Origin of the sequence: Streptomyces sp. NPDC020801, from assembly GCF_044334385.1 — a bacterium.
In the GTDB taxonomy this organism is placed as follows: Bacteria; Actinomycetota; Actinomycetes; order Streptomycetales; family Streptomycetaceae; genus Streptomyces.
In genome coordinates this window covers 531600-557969 of the sequence record NZ_JBIRST010000001.1, presented here as the reverse complement: position 1 = coordinate 557969, position 26370 = coordinate 531600, and the positions used below count along the sequence as shown (strand labels likewise).

Annotated in this window: 24 protein-coding genes and 2 pseudogenes; 12 read left to right on the top strand and 14 right to left on the bottom strand. The window is 70.2% G+C overall.

Features of this window, described 5'->3' with window-relative positions; genetic code table 11:
• Positions 1 to 39: 39 nt before the first annotated feature.
• Entirely contained in the window at positions 40 to 1569 is a 1530-nt protein-coding gene (locus ACH4UM_RS02665; protein ID WP_398173588.1) for a sensor histidine kinase, read from the bottom strand.
• On the opposite strand from ACH4UM_RS02665, the gene ACH4UM_RS02660 reads away from it, so the two are divergent.
• On the top strand, positions 1454 to 1909 hold the full coding sequence (locus ACH4UM_RS02660) for a hypothetical protein (RefSeq protein WP_398173622.1): 456 nt from the start codon (positions 1454 to 1456) through the stop codon (positions 1907 to 1909). The genes ACH4UM_RS02665 and ACH4UM_RS02660 overlap by 116 nt on opposite strands.
• Here ACH4UM_RS02660 and ACH4UM_RS02655 read toward each other — a convergent pair.
• The 8 genes from ACH4UM_RS02655 to ACH4UM_RS02620 form a co-directional block, all read right to left on the bottom strand.
• Positions 1896 to 2783, bottom strand: coding sequence for a DUF5936 domain-containing protein (locus tag ACH4UM_RS02655; RefSeq protein WP_398172732.1), 888 nt, complete (start codon positions 2781 to 2783; stop codon positions 1896 to 1898). The two genes, ACH4UM_RS02660 and ACH4UM_RS02655, sit on opposite strands and share 14 nt — an antisense overlap.
• A 41-nt stretch (positions 2784 to 2824) precedes the next feature.
• Positions 2825 to 3766: a type II secretion system F family protein gene (locus ACH4UM_RS02650; RefSeq protein ID WP_398172730.1), complete on the bottom strand. Its 942-nt coding sequence runs from the start codon at positions 3764 to 3766 to the stop codon at positions 2825 to 2827.
• A 19-nt stretch (positions 3767 to 3785) separates the two neighbouring features.
• Entirely contained in the window at positions 3786 to 5123 is a 1338-nt protein-coding gene (locus tag ACH4UM_RS02645; protein WP_398172728.1) for a CpaF family protein, read from the bottom strand.
• Positions 5124 to 5153: 30 nt separating this feature from the next.
• Entirely contained in the window at positions 5154 to 5516 is a 363-nt protein-coding gene (locus ACH4UM_RS02640; RefSeq protein ID WP_398172726.1) for a TadE/TadG family type IV pilus assembly protein, read from the bottom strand.
• A complete protein-coding gene (locus ACH4UM_RS02635; RefSeq protein ID WP_398173586.1) occupies positions 5488 to 5925 on the bottom strand; it encodes a TadE/TadG family type IV pilus assembly protein in 438 nt (145 codons plus the stop codon). The genes ACH4UM_RS02640 and ACH4UM_RS02635 overlap by 29 nt, the downstream gene beginning before the upstream one ends.
• Before the next feature lie 8 nt (positions 5926 to 5933).
• Positions 5934 to 7199: a CpaE family protein gene (locus ACH4UM_RS02630; protein ID WP_398172724.1), complete on the bottom strand. Its 1266-nt coding sequence runs from the start codon at positions 7197 to 7199 to the stop codon at positions 5934 to 5936.
• Between the two features lie 12 nt (positions 7200 to 7211).
• Entirely contained in the window at positions 7212 to 7919 is a 708-nt protein-coding gene (gene cpaB, locus ACH4UM_RS02625) for a Flp pilus assembly protein CpaB (protein ID WP_398172722.1), read from the bottom strand.
• A 216-nt stretch (positions 7920 to 8135) separates the two neighbouring features.
• Positions 8136 to 8945 carry a hypothetical protein gene (locus tag ACH4UM_RS02620; protein ID WP_398173584.1) on the bottom strand — a complete coding sequence of 270 codons (810 nt, stop codon included), beginning with the start codon at positions 8943 to 8945 and terminating at the stop codon, positions 8136 to 8138.
• Positions 8946 to 9668: 723 nt separating this feature from the next.
• On the opposite strand from ACH4UM_RS02620, the gene ACH4UM_RS02615 reads away from it, so the two are divergent.
• From ACH4UM_RS02615 to ACH4UM_RS02565, 11 genes and pseudogenes are all read left to right on the top strand, one after another.
• A complete protein-coding gene (locus ACH4UM_RS02615; protein WP_398172720.1) occupies positions 9669 to 11147 on the top strand; it encodes a hypothetical protein in 1479 nt (492 codons plus the stop codon).
• Between the two features lie 150 nt (positions 11148 to 11297).
• Complete coding sequence (locus tag ACH4UM_RS02610; protein ID WP_398172718.1) at positions 11298 to 11867, top strand: hypothetical protein; 570 nt, start codon at positions 11298 to 11300, stop codon at positions 11865 to 11867.
• A 25-nt stretch (positions 11868 to 11892) separates the two neighbouring features.
• Entirely contained in the window at positions 11893 to 12324 is a 432-nt protein-coding gene (locus tag ACH4UM_RS02605; protein WP_398172716.1) for a DUF3592 domain-containing protein, read from the top strand.
• Positions 12324 to 12740 (top strand): hypothetical protein, encoded by a 417-nt coding sequence (locus ACH4UM_RS02600; protein WP_398172714.1) that lies wholly within the window; start codon positions 12324 to 12326, stop codon positions 12738 to 12740. Before ACH4UM_RS02605 ends, ACH4UM_RS02600 begins: the two co-directional genes overlap by 1 nt.
• Before the next feature lie 237 nt (positions 12741 to 12977).
• Entirely contained in the window at positions 12978 to 14696 is a 1719-nt protein-coding gene (locus tag ACH4UM_RS02595; RefSeq protein ID WP_398172712.1) for a chitinase, read from the top strand.
• A gap of 172 nt (positions 14697 to 14868) precedes the next feature.
• Positions 14869 to 15447: a hypothetical protein gene (locus tag ACH4UM_RS02590; protein WP_398172710.1), complete on the top strand. Its 579-nt coding sequence runs from the start codon at positions 14869 to 14871 to the stop codon at positions 15445 to 15447.
• Positions 15444 to 16103 carry a hypothetical protein gene (locus tag ACH4UM_RS02585; protein WP_398172708.1) on the top strand — a complete coding sequence of 220 codons (660 nt, stop codon included), beginning with the start codon at positions 15444 to 15446 and terminating at the stop codon, positions 16101 to 16103. The genes ACH4UM_RS02590 and ACH4UM_RS02585 overlap by 4 nt, the downstream gene beginning before the upstream one ends.
• Positions 16103 to 20821: pseudogene (locus ACH4UM_RS02580) on the top strand (putative T7SS-secreted protein). Before ACH4UM_RS02585 ends, ACH4UM_RS02580 begins: the two are co-directional and overlap by 1 nt.
• A complete protein-coding gene (locus tag ACH4UM_RS02575) occupies positions 20803 to 21141 on the top strand; it encodes a hypothetical protein (protein WP_398172706.1) in 339 nt (112 codons plus the stop codon). The pseudogene ACH4UM_RS02580 and the gene ACH4UM_RS02575 overlap by 19 nt, the downstream one beginning before the upstream one ends.
• Before the next feature lie 132 nt (positions 21142 to 21273).
• Positions 21274 to 21422, top strand: a pseudogene (locus ACH4UM_RS02570) (Scr1 family TA system antitoxin-like transcriptional regulator); the annotation flags it as partial.
• Positions 21419 to 21622 (top strand): DUF397 domain-containing protein, encoded by a 204-nt coding sequence (locus ACH4UM_RS02565; protein ID WP_398172704.1) that lies wholly within the window; start codon positions 21419 to 21421, stop codon positions 21620 to 21622. The pseudogene ACH4UM_RS02570 and the gene ACH4UM_RS02565, both read left to right, overlap by 4 nt.
• 171 nt (positions 21623 to 21793) lie before the next feature.
• Here the strand turns inward: ACH4UM_RS02565 and ACH4UM_RS02560 are convergent, their stop codons facing one another.
• From ACH4UM_RS02560 to ACH4UM_RS02540, 5 genes are all read right to left on the bottom strand, one after another.
• Entirely contained in the window at positions 21794 to 22360 is a 567-nt protein-coding gene (locus ACH4UM_RS02560; protein WP_398172702.1) for a hypothetical protein, read from the bottom strand.
• 82 nt (positions 22361 to 22442) lie between these two features.
• Positions 22443 to 23960, bottom strand: coding sequence for a GntP family permease (locus ACH4UM_RS02555; RefSeq protein ID WP_398172700.1), 1518 nt, complete (start codon positions 23958 to 23960; stop codon positions 22443 to 22445).
• A gap of 127 nt (positions 23961 to 24087) precedes the next feature.
• Positions 24088 to 24498, bottom strand: coding sequence for a RidA family protein (locus tag ACH4UM_RS02550; RefSeq protein ID WP_398172698.1), 411 nt, complete (start codon positions 24496 to 24498; stop codon positions 24088 to 24090).
• A complete protein-coding gene (locus ACH4UM_RS02545) occupies positions 24495 to 25259 on the bottom strand; it encodes an IclR family transcriptional regulator (protein WP_398172696.1) in 765 nt (254 codons plus the stop codon). Before ACH4UM_RS02545 ends, ACH4UM_RS02550 begins: the two co-directional genes overlap by 4 nt.
• On the bottom strand, positions 25256 to 26359 hold the full coding sequence (locus ACH4UM_RS02540) for a sugar kinase (RefSeq protein WP_398173582.1): 1104 nt from the start codon (positions 26357 to 26359) through the stop codon (positions 25256 to 25258). Before ACH4UM_RS02540 ends, ACH4UM_RS02545 begins: the two co-directional genes overlap by 4 nt.
• Positions 26360 to 26370: the final 11 nt, after the last annotated feature.

The window sequence follows — 26370 nt, the reverse complement described above, 5'->3', positions numbered from 1 at the left end:
CTCCTCTCGGGTCGTGGGGTGGGATCAGGAGAACGAACGTCATGCTGTCGGTGTCGGCAGCGCCCCCAGCGGGAGTTCCAGGCGGACCTCCGTGCCCTTCGGGTGGGAGCCGCGGCCGATGCGGATGCGGGCGCCGACCGAGGCTGCGCGCTCGACCATGCCCACCAGGCCGAAGTGGCCCGCTCGGCGGAGCTGTTCCAGCGTCGTGCCGGGGGGCAGGCCGCGGCCGTCGTCGTACACGCTGATGCGCAGCAGGTCGCCGTGGACGCCCGCTCGTACGTCGACCCTGGTCGGCCCCGCGTGACGGTGGGCGTTCTCCATCGCTTCCGAGGCGATCGTCAGGAGCTGGCGGGCCACCGCGGGTGGGACCGGCGGGACGCCGGGCTCGCCGGTCGGGCGGTAGGCGGCCGGCAGGCCCGTGCGGGTGCTGAAGTCCCGGGTGCGGGCGGCCAGTTCCACGAGTACGTCCGTGCCGTGGGCCGGGTCGTTCTCGCGGCGCAGGTCCGCCAGGAGTTCCCGCGCCTCGGCGGCGGCTCTGCGGGCCGAGCGGGCGACCAGTTCCGCCTGTTGTTTGACCAGGCCCGGGTCCATGCGGTCCGCCCCCGCCGAGCCTGCCAGGCCATCGGCCGCCAGCGCCACGCCGTGCAGGGTCTTCGCCACCGAGTCGTGCATCTCCCTTGCCAGGCGCGCGCGCTCGGCACCCACCGCCTCCGTGACCGCGAGGCGGGCCTGGACCGTCGTCAGGGCCTGGGTCGCGTCGCCGAAGCGGAGGAGCAGGTTGCGCAGGGTCACGCCGGCCGCCCCCGCGATGACGCACAGGCCGGGGAACAGGGCGGACTGGGCCAGGTTCGCCGAGAGCTCCTTGGAGGCGGCGTAGACGACGAAGAGGATCAGCGACTGGAGGGAGGCGAAGATCCCTGCGCCGCGCCAGCCGTAGACGAGGCCTGCGAGGAGGGGCGTGCAGACGCAGACGTAGGCCAGCGTGCTGTCCGGGCCCGCCGCGATCAGCAGGAGGGCGCCGAAGAGGGTGTCCAGGGCCAGGAGGGTGGGGTGGCGCAGAAGGAGGGGGCCGAAGCGTTCCCAGTCCCTGAAGAGGACGTAGGACCCCATGAAGGTGACGACGACGGCGGCACTGACCAGGCGGGTGGCCAGGCCGGGGGCGGCGTTGAGGAGGGCGGCGGGGGCGGAGAGGGCGATCATCGCCAGGCGGAAGACGAAGACGTAGCGGCACATGGCCTGCAGGGCGCTGATCTGCAGTCGCTCGGGCGCAGGTGGCGCTGCTGGCACCCGGTCCTCGGCCGGGTGTTCGTTCCCTCCCGCCGCGTCACGCGTGCGGCTGCGGCCTTCGTGTCCGGGTGCGGGTGGTCCCTGTGGGGTTCGTTCGCCGTCGGCGGGCGTCGCTCCGTGCGCCTGCTGGGGTAACCCCGGCAGGCGCACACCCTCCTCCGAGGGCGTGCGAGCCGGTTCCCACCCCGGCGGCAGCGCCGGCGTCACCGAGGTCACCGGGATGTCCGGCGCCCCCGTGCGTACGTGGGCCGGGAGCACCGTACCCGCGGGGGGTGTCGTGATCTCGGGTGCCTTCGGGCGGCGGCGCAGCAGCCCCGTGCGCTCCTCCGTCGTCGTCCTGCCCGTCGTCGACCCGCCTGTAGTGGTCCTGCCCGTCGTCGACCTGTCCGCGGTCGTCCTGCCCGTCGTCGTCCTGCCCGTGGTCGTCCTGCCCGTCGTCGACCTGTCCGTCGTCGACCTGTCCGTCGTCGACCTGTCCGTCGTCGACCTGTCCGTCGTCGACCTGTCCGTCGTCGACCTGTCCGTCGTCGACCTGCCTGTCGTCGTGCCTCTCGTCGACTTGCCCGTCGTCGCTCTGCCCGTCGTCGCCATGTCCGGCTCGCCCCCTCCTACTTGCCCGTGACGGAGCTGAAGTCCACGCCGGAGCCCAGCAGCAGGCCCGCGCCGAGGAGGATCATCGTGGCCGGGACCATGAAGGTGGTGATCATCATGGTGGCCTTGGGGACCGCGCGGGCGGCCTTGCGGCGGGCGTTCTGGGCGTCGGTACGGCGCATGTCCTTGGCCAGGGAGACCAGGGTGTCGACGATGGGCGCGCCCAGTTCCTCGCCCTGCTGCAGGGCCGTCACGAACATCGCCACCTGCTCGGAGTCATTGCGCCGCCTGAGCTCCGCGAAGGCCTGGCGGCGGCTCATGCCGAGGTCCATCTGGCGCAGGGTGATGCGCAGTTCGTCCGCCCAGGGGCCCTCGTACTTCGAGGCGACGCGGTCGAGGGCCTGGCGGAAGCCGAGCCCCGCGCTCACCACGACCGCGAGCACGTCCAGGAAGTCCGGCAGGGTGCGTTCGATCACGTCCTTGCGGTTGCGGATCGCCGCCCAGATGCCGACCTCGGTCCAGAAGGCGCCGAAGGCAAGCAGCAGCAGTGCCACGAGGTACTGGCCGCGTAGCAGGAACACCAGGCCGCCGACGCCGCCCAGGAAGCCGTACACCGCCCGCCTGGCCGCGTAGCGGTCGATGGTCAGGCCGCCCGGGTTGCCCGCCAGGTCGATCTTGCGGCGGTACTTGGCGACCAGCTTGGGGCCCATCAGACGCAGCACGGCGGGGGCGTAGCGCATGCCGAGGCGGTCGATGACCGAGTCCACGGCGCCGGTGCGCGTCGAGCCCACCTCCAGGGCCAGCACGAGGTCGCTGGGCAGCCGGGCGTCCGCCCGGTACATGCGGATGCCGGCGAAGACGCCCCAGACGCCGAGGCCCATCACGAGCGCGAGCAGCAGTGCCATCCCGTCTTCCTCCTTCCGTGAGTGGGTCGTTCCGCGGACGTTCAGACGTCGATGCGGGACAGGCGGCGGATGAGGATGAAGCCGACCGCGTACAGCGCGAAGGCGATGATCACCGCGCCCTGGCCGACCGGGGAGCCCGTCATACGGTCCAGTGCGCCCGCCTTCACACCGTTCATCAGGAACAGCGCGCCGACGCCCAGCACCGGGACCGCGTACGACGTCATGTTGACCTGGGACAGCTGGGTGCGGACCTCGCGGCGGGTCTCCTTGCGTTCCTCCAGGGTCTCGGTGAGGTTGCGCAGGGCGCTCACCACCTGGCCGCCCGCCCGGTTGGAGAGGACCAGAGTGGTGACCAGGACCACCAGTTCGCGCGACGGGAGCCGGTCGGTCAGTTCGCCCAGCGCATCGTCCATCGAGGCGCCGAGCGCCAACTGGTGGGCCACCTTGCCCAGTTCCTCTCCCGCGGGTGCTTCGAGCTCCTCCGCCGCCATGCCGATCGCGGTGCGCAGGGCGAGGCCGGCCTGGGTGGCGTTGGCCAGGATGCGGGCCAGTTCGGGGAGCTGGTTGATGAACTTCTCGATGCGCTTCTGCCGCTGCCAGCTGAGGAACTGCATCGCCGCCCAGATGCCGAGCAGTCCGGCCAGCGGGCCGAAGAAGGGGGCCAGGGACGCCTGTCCGATGAGCCACAGGGCGGCCACCGTGGCCAGCATGTAGACGAAGAACTCGCCCGGGGTGATGTCCAGTCCGGTCGCGGCCAGCTTCAGCTCCAGCTTGCGGCCCGGCTGGGTGCGGCGCAGACGGCGGTCGAGGTTGCGGAAGCGGCGCCGGCGGCCGACCGGGATCTGCCCGGTCTGCGAGAGCCGGTCGACGAGCGCCGCCCGCTGGGCCTTGCCCATGGCGTAGGCGTGCAGGCCCATGACGGCCAGGACGCAGGTCAGCAGGGTGACGCCGGTGGTGAAGGTGACGAGGGTGCTCAGATCCATGGGGACGGTTCCTACCTGCCTACCTGGCTTCTCGGGTGGCTAGCTGGTCTGCGGACTGGGCGACGCCGAACGCCTGCGGGACGGGCTGGTTCGCCATGTAGAGGCGCTCCGCGGTGCGGCGGGGCAGCGGGTAGTACTCGAAGCCGCCGTAGATCCTGCCGTCGGCCGCCATCGGCCGGGCGGCGAAGCGGGCCACCGTCGCCAGCCGGTACGGCTCGCTGCCGTGGCTGTCGAGCACCGCGATCTCGGTGACCCGGCGGGCGCCGTCGGCGAAGCGGGTGAGCTGGACGATCACGTCGACGGCGCTGTTGATCTGGTCGTGCAGGGCCACGAACGGGATCTCGACGTCGGACATGGAGGCGAGGGTCTGCATGCGCATCAGCGCGTCCTCGGCGCTGTTGGCGTGCACGGTGGCGAGCGAGCCGTCGTGACCGGTCGACATCGCCTGGAGCATGTCCAGCGACTCACCGCCGCGGACCTCACCGACGACGATGCGGTCGGGGCGCATACGCAGTGAGTTGCGTACCAGGTCGCGGATGGTGACCTGGCCACGGCCCTCCACGTTCGGCGGCCGGGCCTCCAGCCGGATCACGTGCGGCTGCTGGAGCTGGAGCTCGGCGGAGTCCTCGATGGTGATGATGCGCTCGCCCTCGGGGATCAGGCCGGACAGGGCGTTGAGCAGGGTCGTCTTTCCGGTGCCGGTGGCGCCCGAGACGATGACGTTGAACTTCGCCTGCACCAGACCGGCCAGCAGGTACAGCATGTGCTCGTCCAGCGAGCCGAAGCCGATCAGCTCCTGGAGCGTGAAGGAGCGCGGGAAGCGGCGGATGGTGAGGGTCGGGCCGGTGAGCGACAGCGGCGGGATGATCACGTTGACGCGTTCGCCGGAGGGCAGGCGGGCGTCGACCATCGGGTTCGACTCGTCCACGCGGCGGTTGACGGTCGAGACGATCCGCTCGATGGTCTGCATCAGCTGGTCGTTGGAGGCGAAACGGAGCGGGAGCTGCTCGACCCGGCCGCCGCGCTCGACGAAGATCGCGTCCGGGCCGTTCACCATGATTTCGGTGATCGAGGCGTCCTCGAGCAGCGGTTCGAGGATGCCGAGGCCGAGGGCCTCGTCGACCACCCGGCGGATCAGCTGCGAGCGCTCCACGGTCGACAGGACCGGGCCCTCCCGGCTGATGATGTGCCCGAGCACCCGCTCCAGCCGCGCCCTGCGCTCGGCGGCGGCCAGCGAACTCATCTCCGCGAGATCGATCTCCTCCAGCAGCTTCGCCCGGTAGGAGGCGACGAGGTGGCCGTCCTCGCCCCGGCTGCCCTGCTCCTCGGGGGAGTTGATGCGTGCGCGGAGGCTCATGGCTCCTGGGCTCCTCGGTCCGTTCTTCGTTCAGTGGTCGAGCGGCATGGTGGCCCTCTTGCGGGCACTACCGATCGGGTCCCACATGGGGATGATGGACGGGATGCTGATGGTGGCGGTGACGGTGACCGTGTCGCCGCCCCGGGCCTCGCCGCAAATCGTGCGGCGGGTCAGCGAGTCGGCGACCGCCTCCTGGCAGCCCTGCTGGGCGCTCATCCCGAGCGAGGCCGCGCGCGCCCCGGCCCGGGCCGCCGTGCCCGCCTGCTGGGCGGTGTAGGCGACGAGCCCGAGCTGGATGGCCGCCATGGCGACCAGCATCAGGATCGGAATGAACCCCAGGTACTCGATGGCGACTTGGCCGCGGTCACGTCCGGTGCTGCGCTCGTACGGCATCTCGGCCCTTCACCTCCTCCACGGCGCCCGCATGGCCCGTCACCGGGATCGGAAAGCCGATCAGGCCGGGGAAGAGGACGGGCACCTCCAGCCTGACGCTGGCTTTGATGTAGCCGGGGGCTCCCCCATGACATCTGATCTCGGCGCCGCCCTGCCATGCGCTCGGCAGATCCTTCAGCCCCGCCTGCACGCACGCCCCCTGCTGGTCCCCCGCCGCCGTCCCCGCCCGTACCGCCTCGTCCGCAGCATTCCCCGCGAGCGTGTACGTGTATCCCAGCAGCACGCACTGCCACAGCAGTACCAGCGTGATGATGATCGTCGGTGCCATGCCGAGGAACTCGATGGCGACCTGCCCGCTGTCCGAGCGGAGCCGTGACCGTCGCCTGAAGGCGATCACCCGCACATTCATCACCGTCATCACCCTCCCCCTGCCTCTCTGCGCCGCCGGAAACTCACCGATCCCCGGTCGCCGCCCCGCAGTCGGCCGCCACCCCTCGGGGCCGCGCCCCCCGGCACCTTGACGATGCCCAGTTCGCCCGCGAGCGCCCACAGGGACTGCTTGACCATGCTCCTGTTGTCCAGCTCGTGGATCCGGCCGGCGTCCACCGCACCCTGGAGCTCCTTGAAGTTGGCGGGGATCGCCGTGCCCGCCACCGCCGTGCCGGTGATCTTCTGGATGAGGGGCGGCTGGATCTCCGTACCGCGGCTGTGGCGGTTGACGACGATCGTGGTCTCCTCTGCCTTGCGGATCTGCAGCCGGTCCCACATCCTTACGGTCCGCTTGGCGGCGCGCACCGCGACCACGTCGGGGGTGGTGAGCAGCAGGGCCGTGTCGGCCATCTCCACGGCTGCCGCGCCGGCCCCGCTCATCTGGGCGCCGCAGTCCAGGACGACGACCTCGTAGCGGGAGCGCAGGGCGCTGACGATCTGGCGGGCGGCGCGGTCGGTGACCTCCTCGCCGCGTTCGCCCTCGCCGGGGGCGAGCAGCAGCGCGATGCCGGTGTCGTGGCGGAAGACGGCGTCGGCCAGGACGCGCGGGGAGATGTCGGTGATGGCGGCGAGGTCGACGACCGAGCGGCGGAACTGGACGTCCAGGTAGGAGGCGATGTCACCGGTCTGGAGGTCCATGTCGACCAGGGCCGTGCTGTGGCCCGAGGCCTGGGCGGCGAGGGCGAGCTGGACGGCGGTCAGTGTCGCGCCGACTCCCCCCTTGGCCCCGCTCACCGTCACCACACGCCCGCCGACCCCGGTGAACACGTCCCCACCGTGGCCGAGATGACGTCTTACGCCCACCGACCACTGGGCCACCGCCTGCACACGGCTGACCAGTTCCTCGTAGCTCAGGGGCAGGGCGACGAGGCCCCGCGCGCCGGAGTCCATCGCGGCCGAGAACAGGGCGGGGCCGGCGTCGGAGGTGATGAGGATGACGCCGACCGCCGGGAAGCGCAGTGCCACCTCACGGATCAGCTCGAGGGCCGGGACCGGGCCGATCCGCTCATGCACCACCACGACCTCGGGCAGCTCGTCGACGGACTCGGCGGCCAGGCGCGCGAGGGTGTCGATCAGCTGGGTCGAGTCGGCGACGGGGGTCACCGGCTCCGCGTCGGGCAGCTGACTGAGCAGGGTGGTGATGGACCGGACCGCGTCCGCGTCGCCGACTGCCGGGAGGATCCTGGTGGGCATGGGCGCGGCCTCTCACTTGTCGTTCGCGAGTTCGTAGGTCCGGTCCTTGGCGGGGACGCTGGTGTCGCTGCCGGGTGCGACCAGCGCGAGGCGGACCCGCTGGGCGAAGGACTCGGCGTAGGTGATGCGCTGGGCGTCGATGGTCGACAGCGCGAAGGTGATGGGGACGGCGTCCGTGGGTTGCTGGTTCTTGTTGCCGGCGTCGGGCTCCAGCGCGGTGATCCGGCCGACGTCGAGCACCTTGGCATTGGTTACAATGATCTTGGACTGGGCGGGATCACCCTCCCGCTGTCCGGCGAAGGTGGCGTACACGTTGACCGTGGAGCCCGGCGTGATCTTGCCGGCAACGCCGGTCGCCGCATCGATCATGATGGCGACCTCCTGCTGCCCCGGCTGCAGGGCGGGCTGGTTCACGATCATGTCGCTCTGCAGCAGGGAGCCGGTGCGCAGGGTGGTGACCGCGATCTTGCCCTGGATCTGGGCGAGGTCGGTGACGGCGTTGGACGACAGCCACCGCCTGGGCATCTTGATCTTCTCGAACTGACTCGTGTTCAGCGTCGTGTAGGGCTTCACGTCGGTCCTCAGCCGATAGGCCGTGACCTCGGGGCCGACCTTGGACTTCACGTCGCTGATGACGGAGAGCACGCCCGCGAACGCGCCGAGGGCGCAGATGACGGACAGAATCAGGAGTATCACGCCGCGGCGCTGACGGGAGTTCATGAACCGTACAACCTCGTTGGGGATATCGGTCGAGCGGAGTCAAAGGGAATCGTGCGGGGTCGGGCGGGGCCGTGCGGGGCCGTGCGGGGCCGTGCGGATCGAACAGTCTGAACGGTGGTACGGGAACCGGGACTCGGCCCCGGATCCCGGATCCGTACCCGGATCCCGGACCCGTACCCGGGGCCCGTACCCGGGGCCCGTACCCGGGGCCGGGGGCTACCCGGTCGGGGTATGACTCTCGTGAACGGGCGGAGTGGCGGAGCAGAAGACACAGCGGTCGCCGATGACGTCGACGCCGCACCAGTGGCAGACGCCCTGACGCACCGAGGTGACCAGTTGGTAGAGGACCGACAGGTCGGGCAGGTAGGTGCAGAACTCGACCAGCTTTCCGGTCCCCCACCAGCTCGCGGACTCGGCCGGCAGCGCTGCCTCGCGCAGGCCGAGCACGTTCCACGCGGGGGCGAGGCTCGCACCGACCCAGTCGGACTGGAGCTGGCCCTTGGCCACCAGCATCCAGGTACCGAACTCCGGTCCCGCCAGCGTGGCTTCGGGGCCGATCCGGACCAGCTGGGGCTCGGGATGGGCGATGACGCCGAACTGACTGCCCGGGACCCAGGACTTGGCGTGCGCCTTGAGACCGACGGGGACGCGGTCGAGGCGGGTGACGGAGTTGAGGACGGCGCCGGAGTGGATGTAGTGGGTGAGCAGCCGGCCGGCCGAGGCGAGCACGCCGGGGCTGAGGTCACAGGAGGCGAGCTGCCGTAACTGGCGGGCGAGGACGGCGAGTCCGAGCGGCGGCAGACCGGGCCGGAACAGGGCGATGCGGTCGCTCTCCAGCAGGGAACGGACGGTGTGCAGCCGCCGCTCCACCCCGTTGGGCACGGCGTGCGAGCACACGACGATCACGTGCCCGTGGTACTCGATCAGCCCCTGGACCGCGTCCAGCGACTGCTCGAGCGGCTGTCGGTCCAGGTCACGCAGGACGACGGCCGGCACGGTCCGCTCGTCCTGCGCGGGCAGCGCCATGTCGGCGCTGGTCACAGCAATGGCAGTTGACACGCGCAGCTCCCCGTTTCACGCCTCGCGGCCTGCCGTCGTTCCTCCGGCACACCGAGTTGACTTCACTGCGTGACTACCTCAGCACTGTATCCACGCCTCTGTGACCGGAGAACAGCGATTCTGTAGCTGGGTGGCAACTGTCGTTGTACAAGTCACGTCAAAACGGGGCAGGCCGAGCATCCTGCCCGGACCCAAAAGCATGGGCCCGGTACAACTCGTTGACTCTGGGCCCGCGTTTGGGCCCGCGGGCCCACGCCCTCCCGAGGGCCCGTTCCTACTCTCGGCCTCCACGAAGAGGTGTTGCCGGTGGGCTGGGAGGGGTGCCGTATGACGGACGGGGGCGGCATACGGACGTACGGCAGAGCCCGTGGGAGAGCGCACGACACGGCGCACCGGAGATCGACGCACAAGGGAACGGACGGCAGGAAGTACCGCAGGAGGTACCGCAGGAGGTACCGCAGGGCGTCCGACAGAACGTCCTGCGCACCATTCGCTGGAACGTCCGGAGGACCGTACGCCGGAACCTACGCCGGAACGTCCGGCGGACCGCACGTCGGACCGCACGTCAGAACGTCCGGCAGAACGTCCGGCAGGACGTACGGCGTACCGCACCGCGGTCCGCACGGCAGCGCGTCCCGCAGGACGCACGGGTACGACGATTCGGGCGCGACCGGCACCGAGTACCTCGGCATGGTCGTGGTCACCGTCGCCCTCGTCCTCGGCATCTCCGCCACCGGCATCGGCCACACGGTCTACGAGAAGATCTCCGCGGAGATCTGCCGGGTCACCGGTGGCGGCGACTGCGGCACCGGGAACGGCCGGGCGGGCGGCAGGCCGCTGACCGACGCCGACTTCGAGCCGGCGCTGTGCCAGGTCTCGACCGTCACCGACAAGGCGGGCTCCAAGGCGAAGATCCTGTTCTGGGAGGTCGGCAAGGAGTACGGCTTCCAGGAGCAGCACCTCAAGGCGCACACGGACGTAAACCATGACGGCAAGGTCGACGACAAGGACGAACTCGTCTACCTCACCTTCACCGACGCGGCCTCGATCGCCGCGAAGAAGGACTTCAAGCCCGGGATGAAGGTGGGGAGGTTCGGCACGGACAAGGTGGAGCTGGGGGCCGGGATCAAGGTGACCAGCGGTGACACCTGGGTCTTCGAGAGCCCTCAGGAGGCGCAGAGGTTCCGCGCCGACATCGAGAGGCTGCAGATGTACCAGATGCGGCGCGAGTCGCCGGGCGGCGCGGACGCGAGCGTCGGCGACAGCATCCTCTACCTGTTCGGCACCGGCCCGCTCAAGGACGAGGAGGACACGGAGAACCGGGTGAAGAGGGCATTGGGCGACAACCGGAAGATCACCTACGGCAAGGTGGGCCTGGAGGCTTCCGCGGCAGCCGGCCTGAAGATCTCGGCAGGCGACGAGAAGAAGCTGAGCGCCGCGCTCGGCGGCAACTTCAAGTACTCCCCCGAGGTCACCTGGACCGACAACGCCTACAAGAACACCAAGTCGTACACGTACTCCTCGTCCATCGAGTACGGCACCAAGGTCGGCTACGAGGCCGGCCCGCTCAGCGGCGACCACTCCGCCTCCACCACCCAGACCGGCACCATCACCGTCACCTACGACAAGACCACCGGCAAACTGGTCCGCATCGACATGACCCGCACGGTCGAGCAGGGCGGCCAGAAGGACGGCGCCAGGATCGGCGGTGACAACGGCAGGCCGGGCCCCGACAAACGCGGTGGCGGAGTGAGCGAGAAGGGCACCGACAACACCACCGGCGTCCGGATCGTCAGCAACTCCCTGAGTTTCGACCCGGGTCCGGCGGGCGACGCCGACCGGGCCGTGGCCGAGAAGTGGCTGGACAGCAGCAACGAGCAGCTGGTGACGCCATTGCAGTACATGTTCGACGACCACGCGCCCACGAGACGGCCGGGGAACGACGATCCCTTCGGCCAGTTGATGTTCGACAGGGGCAGGTCCAGCAGGATGACGTACACCGGCCAGGTGAACGCCGCGGAGTACGGCTTCGAGCTGAACCTCGGGCTCAGCCTCGGGCTGTCGATCAGCACCGAGAAGAAGTCGGAGACGCTGACGGACGCGCAGTTCCTGGGCGCTCCGCAAGGCGGCAGCCGCAGTTACGTCCCCTACGGCTACTGTGCGAAGTGACCGCCGTGTTGATCGCCGCAGCGGACTTCGCAAACGGACTCGCGGCGGACTCGCTGCGGACCCCGCAGCAGCCGTCGCAGCGGTCGTCTCAGCAACCGTCGCAACGGTCGTCGGAGTGGTCGTCGCCGACAGGAGGGCAGGGCAACGCCGATGAGGACACGATTGCTGATCGCGGGCCTGCTCGCGGGCGCGGGCGCGGCGGCCCTCTCGGGCTGCGGGACGGGCGGCGCTGGCTCCGCCTCGGTGCCCGGCGGCTGGGGCACGCTGAGGACCAAGGGCGTCTCCGTGTCGTACCCCCGGGGGGTCGGCGGGTACGTCGAGCAGGGCGCGGCCGAGCGCAGCAGGTACAACGCGGCGGCCGCCGTACGGAAGGAGGCGGGCCGTACGGTCTCGATGATCACCGTGCAACTGGCCTTCACCCGGGCCGACTCGGCCGAACAGGCCGCCATCGCCGCCGAGGCAGGCATCCGGATGGGTGCGAAGGTGCAGGGCGAGAAGGACGTGGAGCTGGCCGGCACCGACCGGGCCAAGCGCGTGGACTTCACCTTCACCTCGACCGGGGAGGGGGGTGGCCCGCCCAAGGGCACCCCGGTCAAGGGCGTCATCCTGACCGGCCTGGACTCCTCCGCCAAGGCCTTCGCGGTACGGATCGACACGGCGCGGGGCGCACTGCCGGCCGCGGACCTGCAGAAGATCGTCGACTCGGTGGAGGTCCACTAGTGACCGGGGTGGGGGTGGGCTGACGATGGTGGTGCCCGGTGCCGGTTACGTCGTACTCGCCCTGCTGGTGGCCCTCTTCGGCGCACTGGCGGTGCGTTACGCCATCCGGCTGACGGTGCTGGCGCGGGTACTGCGGCAGGGGGTCCGCACGGACGGCGAGTGCGTCCGGGTGGTGACGGAGCCGTTCAACCGGTCGGACGCCACCCGCTATTGCTTCGCCTTCCGCACGGCGGACGGCGGCCGGGTGGAGTTCGAGGACCTGGCCGGCTGGTCGATGACGGAGGGCACGCCGGTCACCGTCACCTACGACCCCCATGACCCGCGGGGCACGGCGACGATCGCGGGCCGGGGCAGCTGGGCGCCGGTGCTTCAGTCCCTGGCCCTGACGGCGGGCTGCGGGCTGGCAGCGCTGGGTTTCACGGCGGTGCTTCTGTTTCAGGCATGGGGAGGCAAGTGATGCTGCTGCCGCTGGTCCGTTCCTGGGCGGCGGGGGTGGTCGTCCTCGTCGTCACCGAGTACCTCCAGATGACGCTGCTGTACGGGCCCCTGGCCGGCCCGGGGGGTGTCGGCTCCTTCGGCGCCGCGCTCGCACTGGTCCACCTGCCGAACCTCGTCTGCGTCGTGCTCGCCACGTGGGCGGCGGCCCGGGTGCATCCGGAGCCGTGGCGGGAAGTGCCGGTGCGGCACGCGGTGGCGGCGTGCGCGGTGCCGGCGGCGGCCCAGCTGCTGACGCTGTCGCTGCGCTGGGACAGGGCGGGGCCGGCGTCCCTGGCGTTCTGGATGTCGACGGGGGTGCTGCTGGCGGGGTGCGCGGTGGGGATGCTGCTGGACCGCTGGCGGGACGGGGAAGGGCCGGCAGCAGGGGCCGTTTGAGACAGGAGGCGTACAAGACAAAGGGGCGTACGAGACAAAGGGGATCACTGGTCAAGGGGTCGCCGGGAGAAGGAAGTTGACGGTGGCACCATATTTGGTCTGGACCTCTTGACAAGGCAAATGGTCTGGACCAACTTGTACGACCAGACGGTGGCCACCGTAGTCATGCCCTCCCCTCTCCCTCCCCTCTCCCTCCCCTCTCCCCCACCGGAGGCCCCAGTGGACCGCGTACCAGGCATGCCCAGACCCGGACGGCCCCGGCCGCCGCGCATCGGTTGGAAAGCCGCCACCGCGGCCCTCACCCTCACCCTCTCCTTGGCCCTCTCCTTCGCCGGCGCCGGCCAGGCACAGGCCGCCGACGTCAACAACGCGAGGAACGCGGGCTTCGAGTCGGGCCTGGGCAACTGGACCTGCTCGGCGGGCAGCGGTACGACCGTCTCCTCTCCCGTGCACGGCGGCTCGGCCGCGCTGAAGGCCACGCCGGCCGGGCAGGACAACGCCCAGTGCACCCAGACGGTGGAGGTCGCGCCCAACTCGACGTACACGCTGAGCGCATGGGTGCAGGGCGGATACACCTACCTGGGCGCGACCGGCACGGGCACCACGGACGTGTCCACGTGGACGCCGGACACGGCGGCGTGGAAGCAGCTGTCGACGACCTTCACCACCGGCGCCTCGACGACCTCGGTGACGGTGTACCTGCACGGCTGGTACGGCCAGGCGGCGTACTTCGCGGACGACGTCTCGGTCTTCGGCCCGGACGCAGGCGGCGGCGGTGACCCGGCCCCGACGGTCCCTTCGGCACCGGCGGGTCCGTCGGTGACGGCGACGACGTCTTCCTCCGTCTCGCTGTCCTGGAACTCGGTCCCGGGCGCGACGGGTTACAACGTCTACCGCGACGGTACGAAGGTGGCGGCGGTGACGGGCACGTCGGCGACCGTGACCGGCCTCGCCGCCTCCACCTCGTACTCCTTCCAGGTCACGGCGACGAACGCAGCGGGCGAGTCGGCGAAGTCGGCCGCGGTCACGGCCACGACGGCGGCAACCGGCGGCGGGGGCGGCGGGACCGGGCTGCCGAAGCACGCGGTGACGGGCTACTGGCAGAACTTCAACAACGGCGCGACGGTGCAGAGGATCTCCGACGTCCCGGCCTCGTACGACATCATCGCGGTGGCCTTCGCGGACGCCACGGCCACCCCGGGAGGGGTGACCTTCAACCTCGACTCGGCGGGCCTCGGTGGCTACACGGCCGACCAGTTCAAGGCGGACATCAAGGCCAAGCAGGCGGCGGGCAAGAAGGTCGTCGTCTCGGTCGGCGGCCAGAACGGCACGGTCTCGGTCAGCGACTCGGCCTCGGCGGCGAACTTCGCCAACTCGCTCTACTCACTGATGCAGACGTACGGCTTCGACGGCGTCGACATCGACCTGGAGAACGGCCTCAACGCGACCTACATGAGCCAGGCCCTGCGCACCCTGTCCCAGAAGGCGGGCTCGTCCCTGATCATCACGATGGCTCCGCAGACCATCGACATGCAGTCCACGTCGGCCGGCTACTTCCAGACGGCCCTGAACATCAAGGACATCCTCACGGTCGTCAACACCCAGTACTACAACAGCGGTTCCATGCTGGGCTGCGACGGCAAGGTCTACAGCCAGGGCTCGGTGGACTTCCTGACGGCCCTGGCCTGCATCCAGCTGGAGGGCGGCCTCGCCCCGTCCCAGGTCGGCCTCGGCCTCCCGGCCTCCCCGAGCGGCGCGGGCAGCGGCTACGTCTCTCCCACGGTGGTCGACAACGCCCTGGACTGCCTGACCAAGGCCGCCAACTGCGGCACCTTCAAGCCCTCCAGGACCTACCCGGACCTGCGCGGCGCGATGACCTGGTCGACGAACTGGGACGCGTCGTCGGGCAACGCCTGGTCGAACGCGGTGGGGGCGCACGTGCACGCTTTGCCGTGACAGCTCCCCGAACCGACATCGGTGCGGCGTCTTCCACGCGGCGTCGCACTGATTGCGTCTCGGAGGGGGCGGCCGGCGTCCTGCGCTGGCCGCCGTTGAGGGCGGCCGTGTGAAGTACCGATCAGCCTGTCCGCGTTGCATTCCATAATGTGATGATGTGATGATTCCGGGCATGGCTGATCACGGGGGCGGCGGCGACTCGGGCGAACCCGCACGCAGGTCCCGGCCCGCCGATTACGCGGATCTGGCCAGGGCGGCGGGGGGAGACGAGCGTCCTATGCGCGACGCTGGTTCAGCTCCGCTGCCATCCCCTGAGGCGGCATCAACTCCACGCTCGGCCCTGGAGTCGTCCCCGGACGCGGAAAGTGACGAAGTCACCCGCGGGCGCCGTGAATTCGCCGCGCTGCTGGGCGAGTTCCGTCGTACGGCCGTGCTCGTGCCGCTCGACGAGGACGAGGCACCCCTGGTCGGGGATTACGGCGGTGTCCGCTGGATCTACGCCTTCTCCGACGAGACGGCGCTCGCCCGATTCGCGCTCGCGAGGGGTGAAGGTTCGCGGGAGTGGCCGTATCGGAGGGTACTCGGCGCGCGGCTGCTCGACGCCGCCGTGCCCGCCGCGGGCGTGCCCTGCGGGGTGGCGCTGGACGTGGGGAGCGGCGGCGACGGGGCGCTGTTCCCGCCGGTGACGGGGATCGTGCCGGACGGAGCAGCGGTGGGCACGCAGGAGGAGAAGGGGGTGCGGCCGCGGTGAGCGGTGACGGGGGCAAGGACATCAGGGCCGAGGGCCTGGACCTCATCGCGCAGGGGATCACACTGACCCTGGGCGAGCTGAAGGAGATCGGCATCGACTACGTCGCCGGGACGGGGCGCGGTTTCGAGAACATCGCCCTGAACGGGCTTGCGTTGGGGCACGAGGGTCTGACCGCGGCCTTCAAGTCCTTCTGCGAGCGCTGGGAATGGGGCGTGCGGGCTCTGGTCGCGGAGGGCAACGGCTTCGCGCAGGGCGTGGGACTCTCGGCGGGCACGTACTACGAGACGGACCAGTACGTCCAGGGCATGTTCAAGGTGGGTGCCAACTCGCTGATGGGCAACCCGTACGCGTCCGAGGACGACATCACGAAGATGAGCTGGAGCGAGTTGGGGCAGAACAACTCCTTTGCTCACGCCGACTACAGCGAGAAGTCCTTCGAGCAGGCCTGGGACAACAGCAAGCATGGCTGGAAGGACGCCACCCGCGACGTCCTCACCTCACAAACATTCACCGGCGACATCCCCAGCCCGTTGAACATGACGCACACCACCGGCATGAGCGAGGAACAGTACAAGGCCATGCTCGACGCCGCCGGCATCGGTCCCTCCGCCGGGGAACGGGCGGAAACCGGACAGCAGGGTGGCGGTACCCGCTGATGGGTATCGGCGACTACCTCAACTCCGGCCTGGGCGAGATCGAGGACGGCTGGAACGCGGGCAAGAAGCTCCTCGGCGAGGGCATCGACAAGGGCACGGACCTTCTCGGCGACGGCCTGGACCACATCGGCGCCCACGACTGGGCCGACAAGGTGGAGGGCTTCGGCGACAGCGCCGCCTCCGCGCTCGGCGCCACCCCCGGCGAGCAGCAGCTCGGCGAGACCGACCAGGCCGACGAACTCGTCCACGGCAACGAGAGCGCCATCCGGGCCGGCGCCAAGCACCTCACGGACTTCCACAAGGCCTTCGACAAGGTCGGCCAGGGGATGCGGAAGCTGGACTCCTCCGAGTGGAAGGGCGAGGCGGCCGACGCCTTCCGAAGGAAGTTCACCACGCACCCCACCAAGTGGCTGCACGCGGCGGACGCCTGCGACAAGGCGGGCAAGGCCCTGGACACGTACGCGGACACCGTCAAGTGGGCCCAGTGCCAGGCAGAGGAGGCCATACGGCTCTACAAGAAGGGCAAGGACTCCTCCGCCAAAGCCGTGACGGCGTACAACAAACGCGTCGACGCCTACAACGCGGCCATCAAGGAGAACAAGGACCCGGGATCCCGTCCCGAACCCTTCAAGGACCCCGGCACCGCCGACGTCAAGCGTGCCCACGAGATCCTCGCCGAGGCCCGCCGCCAGCACAATGACGCCGGCCGCACCGCGGCGGACTCGGTCCGTGCCGCCCTCGCCCACGCCCCCGCCGAACCACCGCCCCTGGCCCGGCTGAAGAACGACGCTGTCGACGGCCTCGGGGTCCTGAGCGCCGAGTCCACCCATCTCCTGGGCGGCGCGGTCAAGGGCACCGCGGGCCTGCTCGACTTCGTCCGCGGCCTGGATCCCGTGGACCCGTACAACCTCACCCACCCGGCCCAGTACTTCCAGAACATCAGCATGACGCTGTCGGGCCTGGTCTCCACTGCCTCCCATCCCGACCGGGCGCTCAAGTCGGCCTGGGAGGGCTTCAAGAAGGACCCGGCCGAGGACGTCGGCCGCCTGCTCCCCGAACTGATCGGCACCAAGGGGCTGGGTCTGGCCGGGGGCGGAGTGCGGGTCGCGGCGAAGGAAGCAGCGGAGGGCGGGGCGGAGTCGGCGGCGAAGAGAGCCGCGCGCGAGACCGTGGAGAGCGACGCGCACAAGGTCAGCCGCTCCGAGGACTCGGTGGTCAGCAAGAACACCGACCCCGTCGACCTGGCCACCGGCAGGATGTTCCTGCCGCAGACGGACGTGGTGCTCCCCGGCGCGCTGCCCCTGGTCGTCGAGCGGCGGGTGGAGTCCGGCTACCGCCTCGGCCGCTGGTTCGGCCCCTCCTGGTCCTCGACTCTCGACCAGCGCCTGCACATCGACTCCGAGGGCGTCGTCCACGTCACCGCGGACGGCCTGCTCCTGGCCTACCCGCACCCGGCACCGGGCGTGCCCACCCTCCCCAGCCACGGTCCGCCCCGGCCACTGGACCGCGAGGACGGCGGCTACACGATCACCGACCGGCAGACGGGCCACGTCTGGCACTTCGGCGACCGCGGTGAGGAGCTCGCGGTCCTGGAACAGATCGACGACCGCAACGGCAACTGGATCACCTTCGAGTACGACTCCGAAGGCACCCCGCTGGCCATCGACTCCAGCAGCGGCCGACGCGTCCTGATCAGCACGGAAGCCGGCCGGGTCACCGCCCTCCACCTGGCGGCGACGGGCCAGGAGCTCAAACGCTACGGCTACACGGACGGCAACCTCACCGAAGTAGTCAACTCCTCCGGCCTCCCGCTGCGTTTCTCCTACGACGAGGCCGGCCGCGTCACGTCCTGGACGGACACCAACGACCGCAGCTACACGTACGAGTACGACGACCAGGACCGCTGCGTCGCGGAGGGTGGCTCGGCGGGCCACATGAGCCTGCGCATCACCTACGACGGCACGGACCCGCAGACAGGCCTGCGCGTCACCACCACGACGACCGCGCAGGGCCACAGCCGCCGCTTCCTGATCAACGACGCCTGGCAGGTGGTCGCCGAGACCGACCCCGTCGGGGCGGTCACCCACTACCGGCGCGACCGCCACAACCGCCTGCTCTCGCAGACCGACCCCCTCGGCCACACGACGTCGTTCCGCTACGACGAGGCCGGGAACCTGCTCGGCCTGACCCGCCCGGACGGCCGCGAGGCGAAGGCCGAGTACAACGACATCGGCCTTCCGGTGAAGGTGGTGAACCCGGACGGCACGGTCTGGCGCCAGACGTACGACGAGCGCGGCAACAGAACCTCGGTCACCGACCCCGCGGGCCTGACCACCCGCTTCGCCTATGACGAAGCCGGCCGCCCCACCTCCGTCACCGACCCGCTCGGGCACACGACCACGGTCCGCCGCGACCGCACCGGACTGCCGGTCTCGGTCACCGACCCGCTCGGCGCGACGACGACGTACGAACGGGACGCCTTCGGCCGCCCGACCGCGATCACCAACCCCCTGGGCGCCGTTACCCGCCTGGAGTGGACGGTCGAAGGCCACCTAACCCGCCGCACCGCACCCGACGGCACGACCGAGTCCTGGACCTACGACGGCGAGGGCAACTGCACCAGCCACACCGACCCGATGGGCCAGGTCTCCCGCTTCGAGTACACCCATTTCGACCTGTTGACGGCCCGTACGGGCCCGGACGGCGTGCGGTACGAATTCGAGCACGACACCGAGCTGCGCCTGACCAATGTCACCAACCCACAGGGACTGACGTGGACTTATGAGTACGACCCCGCAGGGCGCCTGCTTGCGGAGACGGACTTCGACGGCCGGATCCTGACGTACGCCCAGGACCTGGCGGGCCGCCTGGCGTCCCGTACGAACGCGCTCGGCCAGACGGTGACGTTCGAACGCAATGAGCTGGGCCAGGTGGTGCGCAAGGATGCGGCCGGCCTGGTCACGACGTACGCCTACGACCTGACGGACGAGCTGGCACAGGCGACGGGCCCGGACGGGACGACGCTGACGATCCTGCGGGACCGCCATGGCCGCGTCCGCGCCGAGAGCATCAACGGCCGCGAGCTGACCCACACCTACGACGAACTGGGCCGCCGCACGGGGCGGACGACGCCGACGGGCGCGACGACGACGTGGTCGTACGACGCGGTCGGCCGGCCCACGGGGATGACGGCCTCGGACCGCACGATCGACTTCTCCTACGACCCGGCAGGCCGCGAGCTGTCCCGCCGCATCGGCGACACCATCACCCTTGGGCACGCCTTCGACGCACTGGGCCGCCTGACTACCCAGTCCGTGACCGGCCGGAACGACCGAACGGTGCAGCACCGCGCCTACACGTACCGTGCTGACGGCAACCTGATCGGCATCGAGGACCAACTCGCGGGCTCCCGCCACTTCGACCTGGACCCGGCGGGCCGGGTGACGGCGGTACACGCGGCCAACTGGACTGAGCGGTACGCCTACGACGAGGCCGGCAACCAGACCCACGCGAGCTGGCCGGCGAACCACCCCGGCCACGAGGCGACCGGCGAACGCACCTACACCGGCACCCGCATCACCCGCGCCGGCAACGTCCGCTACGAACACGACCCCCTGGGCCGCATCACCCTGCGCCAGAAGACCCGCCTGTCCCGCAAGCCCGACACCTGGCACTACGAATGGGACGCCGAAGACCGCCTGACCTCGGTGGTCACCCCGGACGGCACCCGCTGACGCTACACCTACGACCCCCTGGGCCGCCGCACGGCCAAACTCCGCCCGGCCCCGGATGGTCAGACCGTCGTCGAACGGGTGGACTTCACCTGGGACGGCACCACCCTGTGCGAACAGACCACCACGTCCCCCGACCTCCCCCACCCGGTCACCCTCACCTGGGACCACCAGGGCCTGAGCCCCATCACCCAGACCGAACGCATCACCCCGGCACCGGCGGCCAACGCCCCCCAGGACGAAATCGACTCCCGCTTCTTCGCCATCGTCACCGACCTGGTCGGCACCCCCACCGAACTCATCGACGAGTCAGGCGACATAGCCTGGCGCACCCGCAGCACCCTGTGGGGCACGACGGCATGGGCAGCGAACAGCACCGCCTACACCCCACTCCGATTCCCAGGCCAGTACTACGACCCCGAAACCGGCCTCCACTACAACTACTTCCGCCACTACGACACCGAAACGGCGCGGTACCTTACCCCCGACCCACTTGGACTGGCTCCAGCGCCCAATCCAGCCAGTTACGTTCACAATCCGTGGGCCTGGACAGATCCTCTCGGACTTTCACCTTACGCATACGAGAATGGGGGAAGCTGGGATCCCGAGCAGGAACCCTACCTCTACCGGGGTGTGGGGTACGCCGACGAGCGTAGCCCAGCGCAGTGGCTGAAGATGTATGAAGATGCAGAACGTGGCGTTGCTGAGCCGCTAGGCGGCCACTCTGATCCACAACTACATGTCGGGGGCCGCACTGACAGCATTTTCACTTCATGGACCACGTATTATGAAGAAATGGCATTGGAGGAGAGCTTCAGGGGAAACGGCCCGGGAGTCGTCCTGAAAATACCTAACGGTGACGGTCTAGGTTATTCGAGGGTTCCGGCGGTGTCGTTCCCCTATGACGAAGGCGAAGTCCTGATACGGGGTACCGTGAGGGGTGCTGAGGTCAGTATCAATGGAGGGCCATGGACGCGGGTGAACTGACCAGGCTTGTGGCGGCAGCCGTGGAATCGGGCGTGTGCGACAGGAGCATCCTGGAGCGCATGGTCAACGTCACCCGGGTGGAGGCGGGGGAGGTTTCACCGGATAGCCTGTTGCACACTTATAGGCGGCGCCTGAAGCGAACAAATCCCGGATCCGAGCTTGAAGCGGCAACGGAGGCACTGATCTCATTCCTGGAAGAGAACCGCGAGCGCGCCGTCGTCATGGCGAGTGTTGTTCTGGAATCGGGGGGAGGTGAGATATTCATTCTGAATGCCGAAGAAACGCAAATTCTACATTGGATGCGCATGTTCTCTAGATAGCTGCGGCAACGAGTAACGCCCTGGCGAGGTAATGGCGTTCTACCCAGATTGGGGCTCATGGAGGCCTTGACGCACCTTGCTCGTGACGCAGTAGTGTGCAACGAGGAATGCACTTTTGCACTTCTTGCAGCCGCGTACTCGGAGGGACAGGAGAACGGTCGGCTCATCACTGACGGAAGGAGATCAGTGTGCTCCACCAGCGGTATGCGAAACTGCGCTCGCAGGCTCTCACCCCCGAGGACTCCTTGAGCCTGCTGAGGCGAACGCGAGGAGCGCTATGAGCACGTCCGAACTGGCCTGGTTCAAGAGCAGCTACAGCGGCTCCGAAGGTGACAGCTGTGTCGAAGTAGCCGTCGCCTGCGGGGAGTCGGGCAGCGTGGATGCGGTCCGCGTCCGGGACTCAAAGCACACACGCGGCCCGCAGCTCGCCCTCTCCCCCGCCGTGTGGCACGACTTCGTCGCCTACGCCGCCCGGGCCTGACCCGTACGGCAGAGCGCCCCGCATCGGTCAACTCCGACGTGGGGCGCTTGCGTTCACCGGCCTTTGGTCTGCGCGCCCTTCAGCGGCTTCTCGAAGTAGGCGTGCGCGGCGCGCGGTTCGTCCCCCCCCCTTCCGGTAGGGGCCGCCCGCCGCCCGAAGTGAGCCCCGCCGCTAGGAAGCGTCCTCGGCCGGTTCTTCCGCGTCCTCCTCGAAGTACGCGTCCAGCACCGCGTCCAGCTCCGTCTCCCACTCGGTGAAGCGGGTCCTGGAGTCGGCCTCGATCTCGATGGGGTACCAGCGGCGGTCGGGGGTGTGGACGGTGATCGTGAAACGCTTGCCGAAACGGGGGGTTTCCGTCTCGACGGCGCCGATCTCGTCCCAGCGGAACTCGCACTCCTGGTCGTCGAGGAAGAGGCGTACGCCCTTGTGGTCGGCGACGATTCTGGCGCGGCGGTCGGCGGCCTCGAAGGCCGGGCCGTCGGGGGACACCTCACCGTCGGCGGCGGACTCCTCGGCCGCAGGCTCCTCGGCCGCAGGCTCCTCGGCCGCAGGCTCCTCGGCCGCCTCCGGTGCCGCGTCCTGCGCCGGTGCCGTCCCCTCGGGCTCCTCCCGCCCCGCGTCCTCCGGATCCGGCGACGCGGGCGCGGTGAGCCCGGGGATGAAGGCCGGGTCGAATCCGGCGCCCTTGACGGGCTCGCTCTTCAGGGGCTGGCTGCTCGATCCTATGCGCTGCTCCACAGCGGGCAGTATGGTCGACGATCCTGTGCCGTACACAGCCAGCCCCTGCATCGTTACCAGAGACCTACACGCGATCAGCGGCCTACACGAACACGCTCAGTGCCAGCGCCACCGCGAAACCCCCCACCGACAGCACGCTTTCCAGCACCGTCCAGGTGCGCAGGGTGTCCCGCTCGCTGATGCCGAAGTACTTGGCCACCATCCAGAAGCCGCCGTCGTTGACGTGCGAGGCGAAGATGGAGCCGGCGGAGATGGCCGTGATGACCAGGGCTGCGAAGGCCTGGGAGTGGTGGCCCCCGGACAGGAGCGGGGCCACGATGCCCGCCGTCGTCACGATCGCCACCGTCGCCGAGCCCTGGGCCACGCGCAGCACGAGCGAGATCAGGTAGGAGAGGACGATCACCGGCAGGCCCACGCCGTTGAAGGTGTCGGAGAGCGCCTGGGCGACCCCGCTCGCCTTGAGGACCGCGCCGAAGACACCGCCCGCGCCGACCACCAGAAGGATGTTGCCGACCGGCTTGAGGGATGCCGTGGAGACGGTCTCCAGGGACTTGCGGGACCAGCCTCGGCGGATGCCCAGCAGGTAGTACGCCATCAGCAGCGCGATGGTGAGGGCCACGAACGGGTGGCCGAAGAACTCGATCACCGAGCGGCCCGTGGAGGGGGCCAGGGCGATGGAGGAGAAGGTGGCCGCGAGGATCAGTACCAGGGGGGTGCCGATGATGCCCAGGACCGTGCCCAGCGGCACCGGCCGCTCCCGCGGTGTCACGCCCGAGGCCCGCTGCTCCTGCAGTACGGCCCGCTTCGCCTCCTCGGCCGCCTCCACCATGTCCTGCGGGACCTCGACGAAGATGCGCCTGCCGATCCACGCGGAGTACACCCAGGCGGCGAGCACCGCCGGGACGCCGCAGACGACGCCCATGAGGATGATCCAGCCGAGTTGTACGTGCAGCAGGCCGGCGGCGGCGACCGGGCCGGGGTGCGGGGGCAGGAAGGCGTGGGTCATGGACAGGCCCGCCAGCAGCGGCAGGCAGTAGAGCAGGACCGACTTGCCGGTGGGGGTCCCCCCTGAACCGGAGCTCGCCGGAGGTTCCTGGGAGAGCCTGGCGGCCGCGTAGACGAGCGGTGCGAGGACGAAGATGCCGACGTCGAAGAAGACCGGGATGCCGAAGATCAGGCCGGTCAGGCCCATGGCCAGGGGGGCTCGGTGTTCGCCGAGGAGCCCCAGCAGCCGGGACGCCAGCACCTCCGCGCCGCCACTGACCTCGAGGACCGCGCCGAGCATGGTGCCCAGGCCGATGATGATCGCGACATGGCCGAGGATGCCGCCCATGCCGGTCTCGATGGTGGAGACGGCGTCCGAGCGCTGGACCGTGCCGAAGAGTTCGGTGACCGGCAGGCCGGCGAGCAGACCGACGGCTATGGAGACCGCGAGCAGCGCGACGAACGGCTGGAGTCTCACCTTGATGATCAGGAAGAGGAGGAGGGCGATACCCAGGGCGGCCACCAGGAGCAGGCCGGTGGTGCCGTCGACGAGGAGGAGCAGGCCTCCGGTGTGCGGTGGCGCGGCCGGGGCGGTGGCGGCGAGCGGGAGGGACATTCGGGGGTCCTCTGCGTGGGTGCATACGGCTTTCGGGCAGGGGGGATCGCGGCACGGCGCCCGAGGGGTGGTGGGCGCCGTGCCGTGAGGAGGTGCGGGGTGGGAGAGGTGAGAGTCCGTCAGCAACTCAGCCGAGTACGGCGAGCGCGTCGATCTCGATGAGGAGTCCCGCGGGCAGGCCGACGTAGACCGTGGTGCGCGCGGCGGGCGGCCGGGTGAGGCCCTGCTCCTCGAAGTAGGTGTCGTAGATGCCGTTCATCTCGGCGCAGTGGGCCGTGTCGGTGAGGTAGACGCGGATCATCATCACGTCGTCCCAGCTCGCGCCGCCCTCCTCCAGGATCGCCTTGACGTTGGCGAGGGTCTGGAGGGTCTGTTCGCGCAGGGTCGGGCCGGCCGGCGTCGGGGGCCTGCCCTCCTCGGCCGGGAGGAAGCCGACCTGACCGGCGACCTGGAGGATGTTGCCCTTCCTGACGCCGTGCGAGAACTTCGCGGGTGCAGTGGTGTGGGTCCCGGGGGTGAGGGCGGTCTTTTCCGTCATGAGGTGACTTCCTTGGCTGGGGTCCTGCCGGAGTACTCGCCGCTGATGGCGTCCGCGGTACGGCGCACCAGCGGGAGCAGGGTGAGGAGTTCGTCGGCGGTGACGACGACGTTCGGCGCGGAGACCGACATCGCGGCGGCCACCCGGCCGTCGGCGCCGCGGACGGGGGCGGCGACGCAGTTGATGGACTCCTCGTGGCCGCCGAGGTCGGTGGCCCAGCCCTGTGCGCGCACCTTCTCCAACTCGCGCAGGAATGCCGGGGCGTTGGGGGTCGAACGGGGTGTGTACATGGGGTAGTCGAGCTTGTCGGCGACGGCCCGCCGCTCGGCCTCGGGCAGGTCGGCGAGCAGCAGCTTGGCCACGGCCGCGACGGTGATGGCGACCGGCTTGCCGATCCGCGAGTACATGCGCACCGGGTAGCGGCTGTCCACCTTGTCGATGTAGAGCACCTCGTCCTCCTCGTACACGGCGAGGTGCACGGTGTGTCCGCACGTCTCGTTGAGGCGTACGAGGTGGGGGTGGGCGATCTCGCGGATGTCGAGGTTCTCCATCGCCTCCTGGGCGAGCGCGAAGAGCCGGGCGCCCAGGCGGTAGCGCTGGTCGGACTGGCGGTAGACCAGGCCGTGTTCGTTCAGGGTGCGCAACAGGCGCAGGGCGGTGGACTTGTGGACGCCCAGGCGGTCGGCGACCTGTCCGAGGTCGGCGGGGCCCTCGGCGAGCAGCGGCAGGATGCTCAGCGCGCGGTCGACGGTCTGGCTCATGGCGTACGTTCCTCCTCCTCGGCCCCCCGGGCGGTGCGCGTCCAGCCGGGGCCGAGTCGCAGTCTCCCCCACGCCGGCTCGTCGAGGGCGGCCAGGCGGTCGGCGTGGTGGAACCAGGAGGGGCGCGGCGAAGCCGCTCCGTGGGGGGCGGTGGCCGGGCGACGGGTGGGCGGTGCGGCGAGGTCGCCGGGGACGGTGAGGGCGGCGGCGGCCATGAGGTGGCCGTGCCGGAGGCGGCCCTGCACGGGCAGCCCGCGCAGGGTGGCGGAGAGGAAGCCGGCGGCGAAGGCGTCGCCGGCGCCGACCGGTGCCACGACGTCCACGCCGGGGGACGGGACGAAGGCCGCACCGTCGGGGTGGAACGCGGTGGCCCCGAGGGGGCCCTGTTTGACCACCAGTACGGCCGGCTCCGGCAGCAGCTGCCTGATCGCGTCCGGGCCGCCCGTGACGCCCCACGCCTCCTGGGCCTCGTCCTCGCCGACGAGGACGAGGTCGGCGCCCCGTGCCAGCTCCAGCAGCACCCGCGCCGCCTCGCCCGGGCGCCACAGCCCGGGCCGGTGGTTGACGTCGAAGGAGACCAGCGGGCGGCCGGGACGGGGCGCCGTCAGCTCGCGCATCAGGTGCAGGCAGTCCCCGGACAGGGCGGCGGTGATCCCGGACAGGTGCAGGACGCGGCCTGCGCGCACGGCGGCCAGGTCGACGGTGTCCACGGCCATCGCGGAGGCCGCCGAACCCGTCCGGTAGTACGCCACCTCGTGCGCGTCGGTGGCCCGGTCGCCGGCGGTGCGGAAGTAGATGCCGGTCGGGCGCTCGGGGTCCCGCTCCACGGCCGTCACGTCGACGCCGTACGCCCCGATCGCCTCCACCAGATGGTCGCCGAAGCCGTCCGCGCCGACCCGGCTGACCCAGCGCGCGCAGTGCCCGGCGGCCGCGAGCACGCAGGCGACGTTGGACTCGGCGCCGCCGATGGCCCGCTCGAAGGAGGGGACGTCGGCGAGGCGGCCCGGGCGGGAGGGCAGGAAGGTGACCATGGACTCGCCGAGCGTGACGACGTCCACGACGGCGGAGGAACCGGCCGGCCCGTAAGTAGCGTCGAGGATGATGACTCCTG

Excerpts from the sequence above, each read along its gene's own strand:
- ACH4UM_RS02655 (WP_398172732.1), bottom strand. The coding sequence starts at position 2,783 with ATGGCACTGCTGCTCGCGCTCGTGATGGGCCTCGGCGTCTGGGGCGTC.
- ACH4UM_RS02650 (WP_398172730.1), bottom strand. The coding sequence starts at position 3,766 with ATGGATCTGAGCACCCTCGTCACCTTCACCACCGGCGTCACCCTGCTG.
- ACH4UM_RS02645 (WP_398172728.1), bottom strand. The coding sequence starts at position 5,123 with ATGAGCCTCCGCGCACGCATCAACTCCCCCGAGGAGCAGGGCAGCCGG.
- ACH4UM_RS02640 (WP_398172726.1), bottom strand. The coding sequence starts at position 5,516 with ATGCCGTACGAGCGCAGCACCGGACGTGACCGCGGCCAAGTCGCCATC.
- ACH4UM_RS02635 (WP_398173586.1), bottom strand. The coding sequence starts at position 5,925 with ATGAATGTGCGGGTGATCGCCTTCAGGCGACGGTCACGGCTCCGCTCG.
- ACH4UM_RS02630 (WP_398172724.1), bottom strand. The coding sequence starts at position 7,199 with ATGCCCACCAGGATCCTCCCGGCAGTCGGCGACGCGGACGCGGTCCGG.
- cpaB (WP_398172722.1), bottom strand. The coding sequence starts at position 7,919 with ATGAACTCCCGTCAGCGCCGCGGCGTGATACTCCTGATTCTGTCCGTC.
- ACH4UM_RS02620 (WP_398173584.1), bottom strand. The coding sequence starts at position 8,945 with ATGGCGCTGCCCGCGCAGGACGAGCGGACCGTGCCGGCCGTCGTCCTG.
- ACH4UM_RS02615 (WP_398172720.1), top strand. The coding sequence starts at position 9,669 with ATGGTCGTGGTCACCGTCGCCCTCGTCCTCGGCATCTCCGCCACCGGC.
- ACH4UM_RS02610 (WP_398172718.1), top strand. The coding sequence starts at position 11,298 with ATGAGGACACGATTGCTGATCGCGGGCCTGCTCGCGGGCGCGGGCGCG.
- ACH4UM_RS02605 (WP_398172716.1), top strand. The coding sequence starts at position 11,893 with ATGGTGGTGCCCGGTGCCGGTTACGTCGTACTCGCCCTGCTGGTGGCC.
- ACH4UM_RS02600 (WP_398172714.1), top strand. The coding sequence starts at position 12,324 with ATGCTGCTGCCGCTGGTCCGTTCCTGGGCGGCGGGGGTGGTCGTCCTC.
- ACH4UM_RS02595 (WP_398172712.1), top strand. The coding sequence starts at position 12,978 with ATGCCCAGACCCGGACGGCCCCGGCCGCCGCGCATCGGTTGGAAAGCC.
- ACH4UM_RS02590 (WP_398172710.1), top strand. The coding sequence starts at position 14,869 with ATGGCTGATCACGGGGGCGGCGGCGACTCGGGCGAACCCGCACGCAGG.
- ACH4UM_RS02575 (WP_398172706.1), top strand. The coding sequence starts at position 20,803 with ATGGACGCGGGTGAACTGACCAGGCTTGTGGCGGCAGCCGTGGAATCG.
- ACH4UM_RS02565 (WP_398172704.1), top strand. The coding sequence starts at position 21,419 with ATGAGCACGTCCGAACTGGCCTGGTTCAAGAGCAGCTACAGCGGCTCC.
- ACH4UM_RS02555 (WP_398172700.1), bottom strand. The coding sequence starts at position 23,960 with ATGTCCCTCCCGCTCGCCGCCACCGCCCCGGCCGCGCCACCGCACACC.
- ACH4UM_RS02550 (WP_398172698.1), bottom strand. The coding sequence starts at position 24,498 with ATGACGGAAAAGACCGCCCTCACCCCCGGGACCCACACCACTGCACCC.
- ACH4UM_RS02545 (WP_398172696.1), bottom strand. The coding sequence starts at position 25,259 with ATGAGCCAGACCGTCGACCGCGCGCTGAGCATCCTGCCGCTGCTCGCC.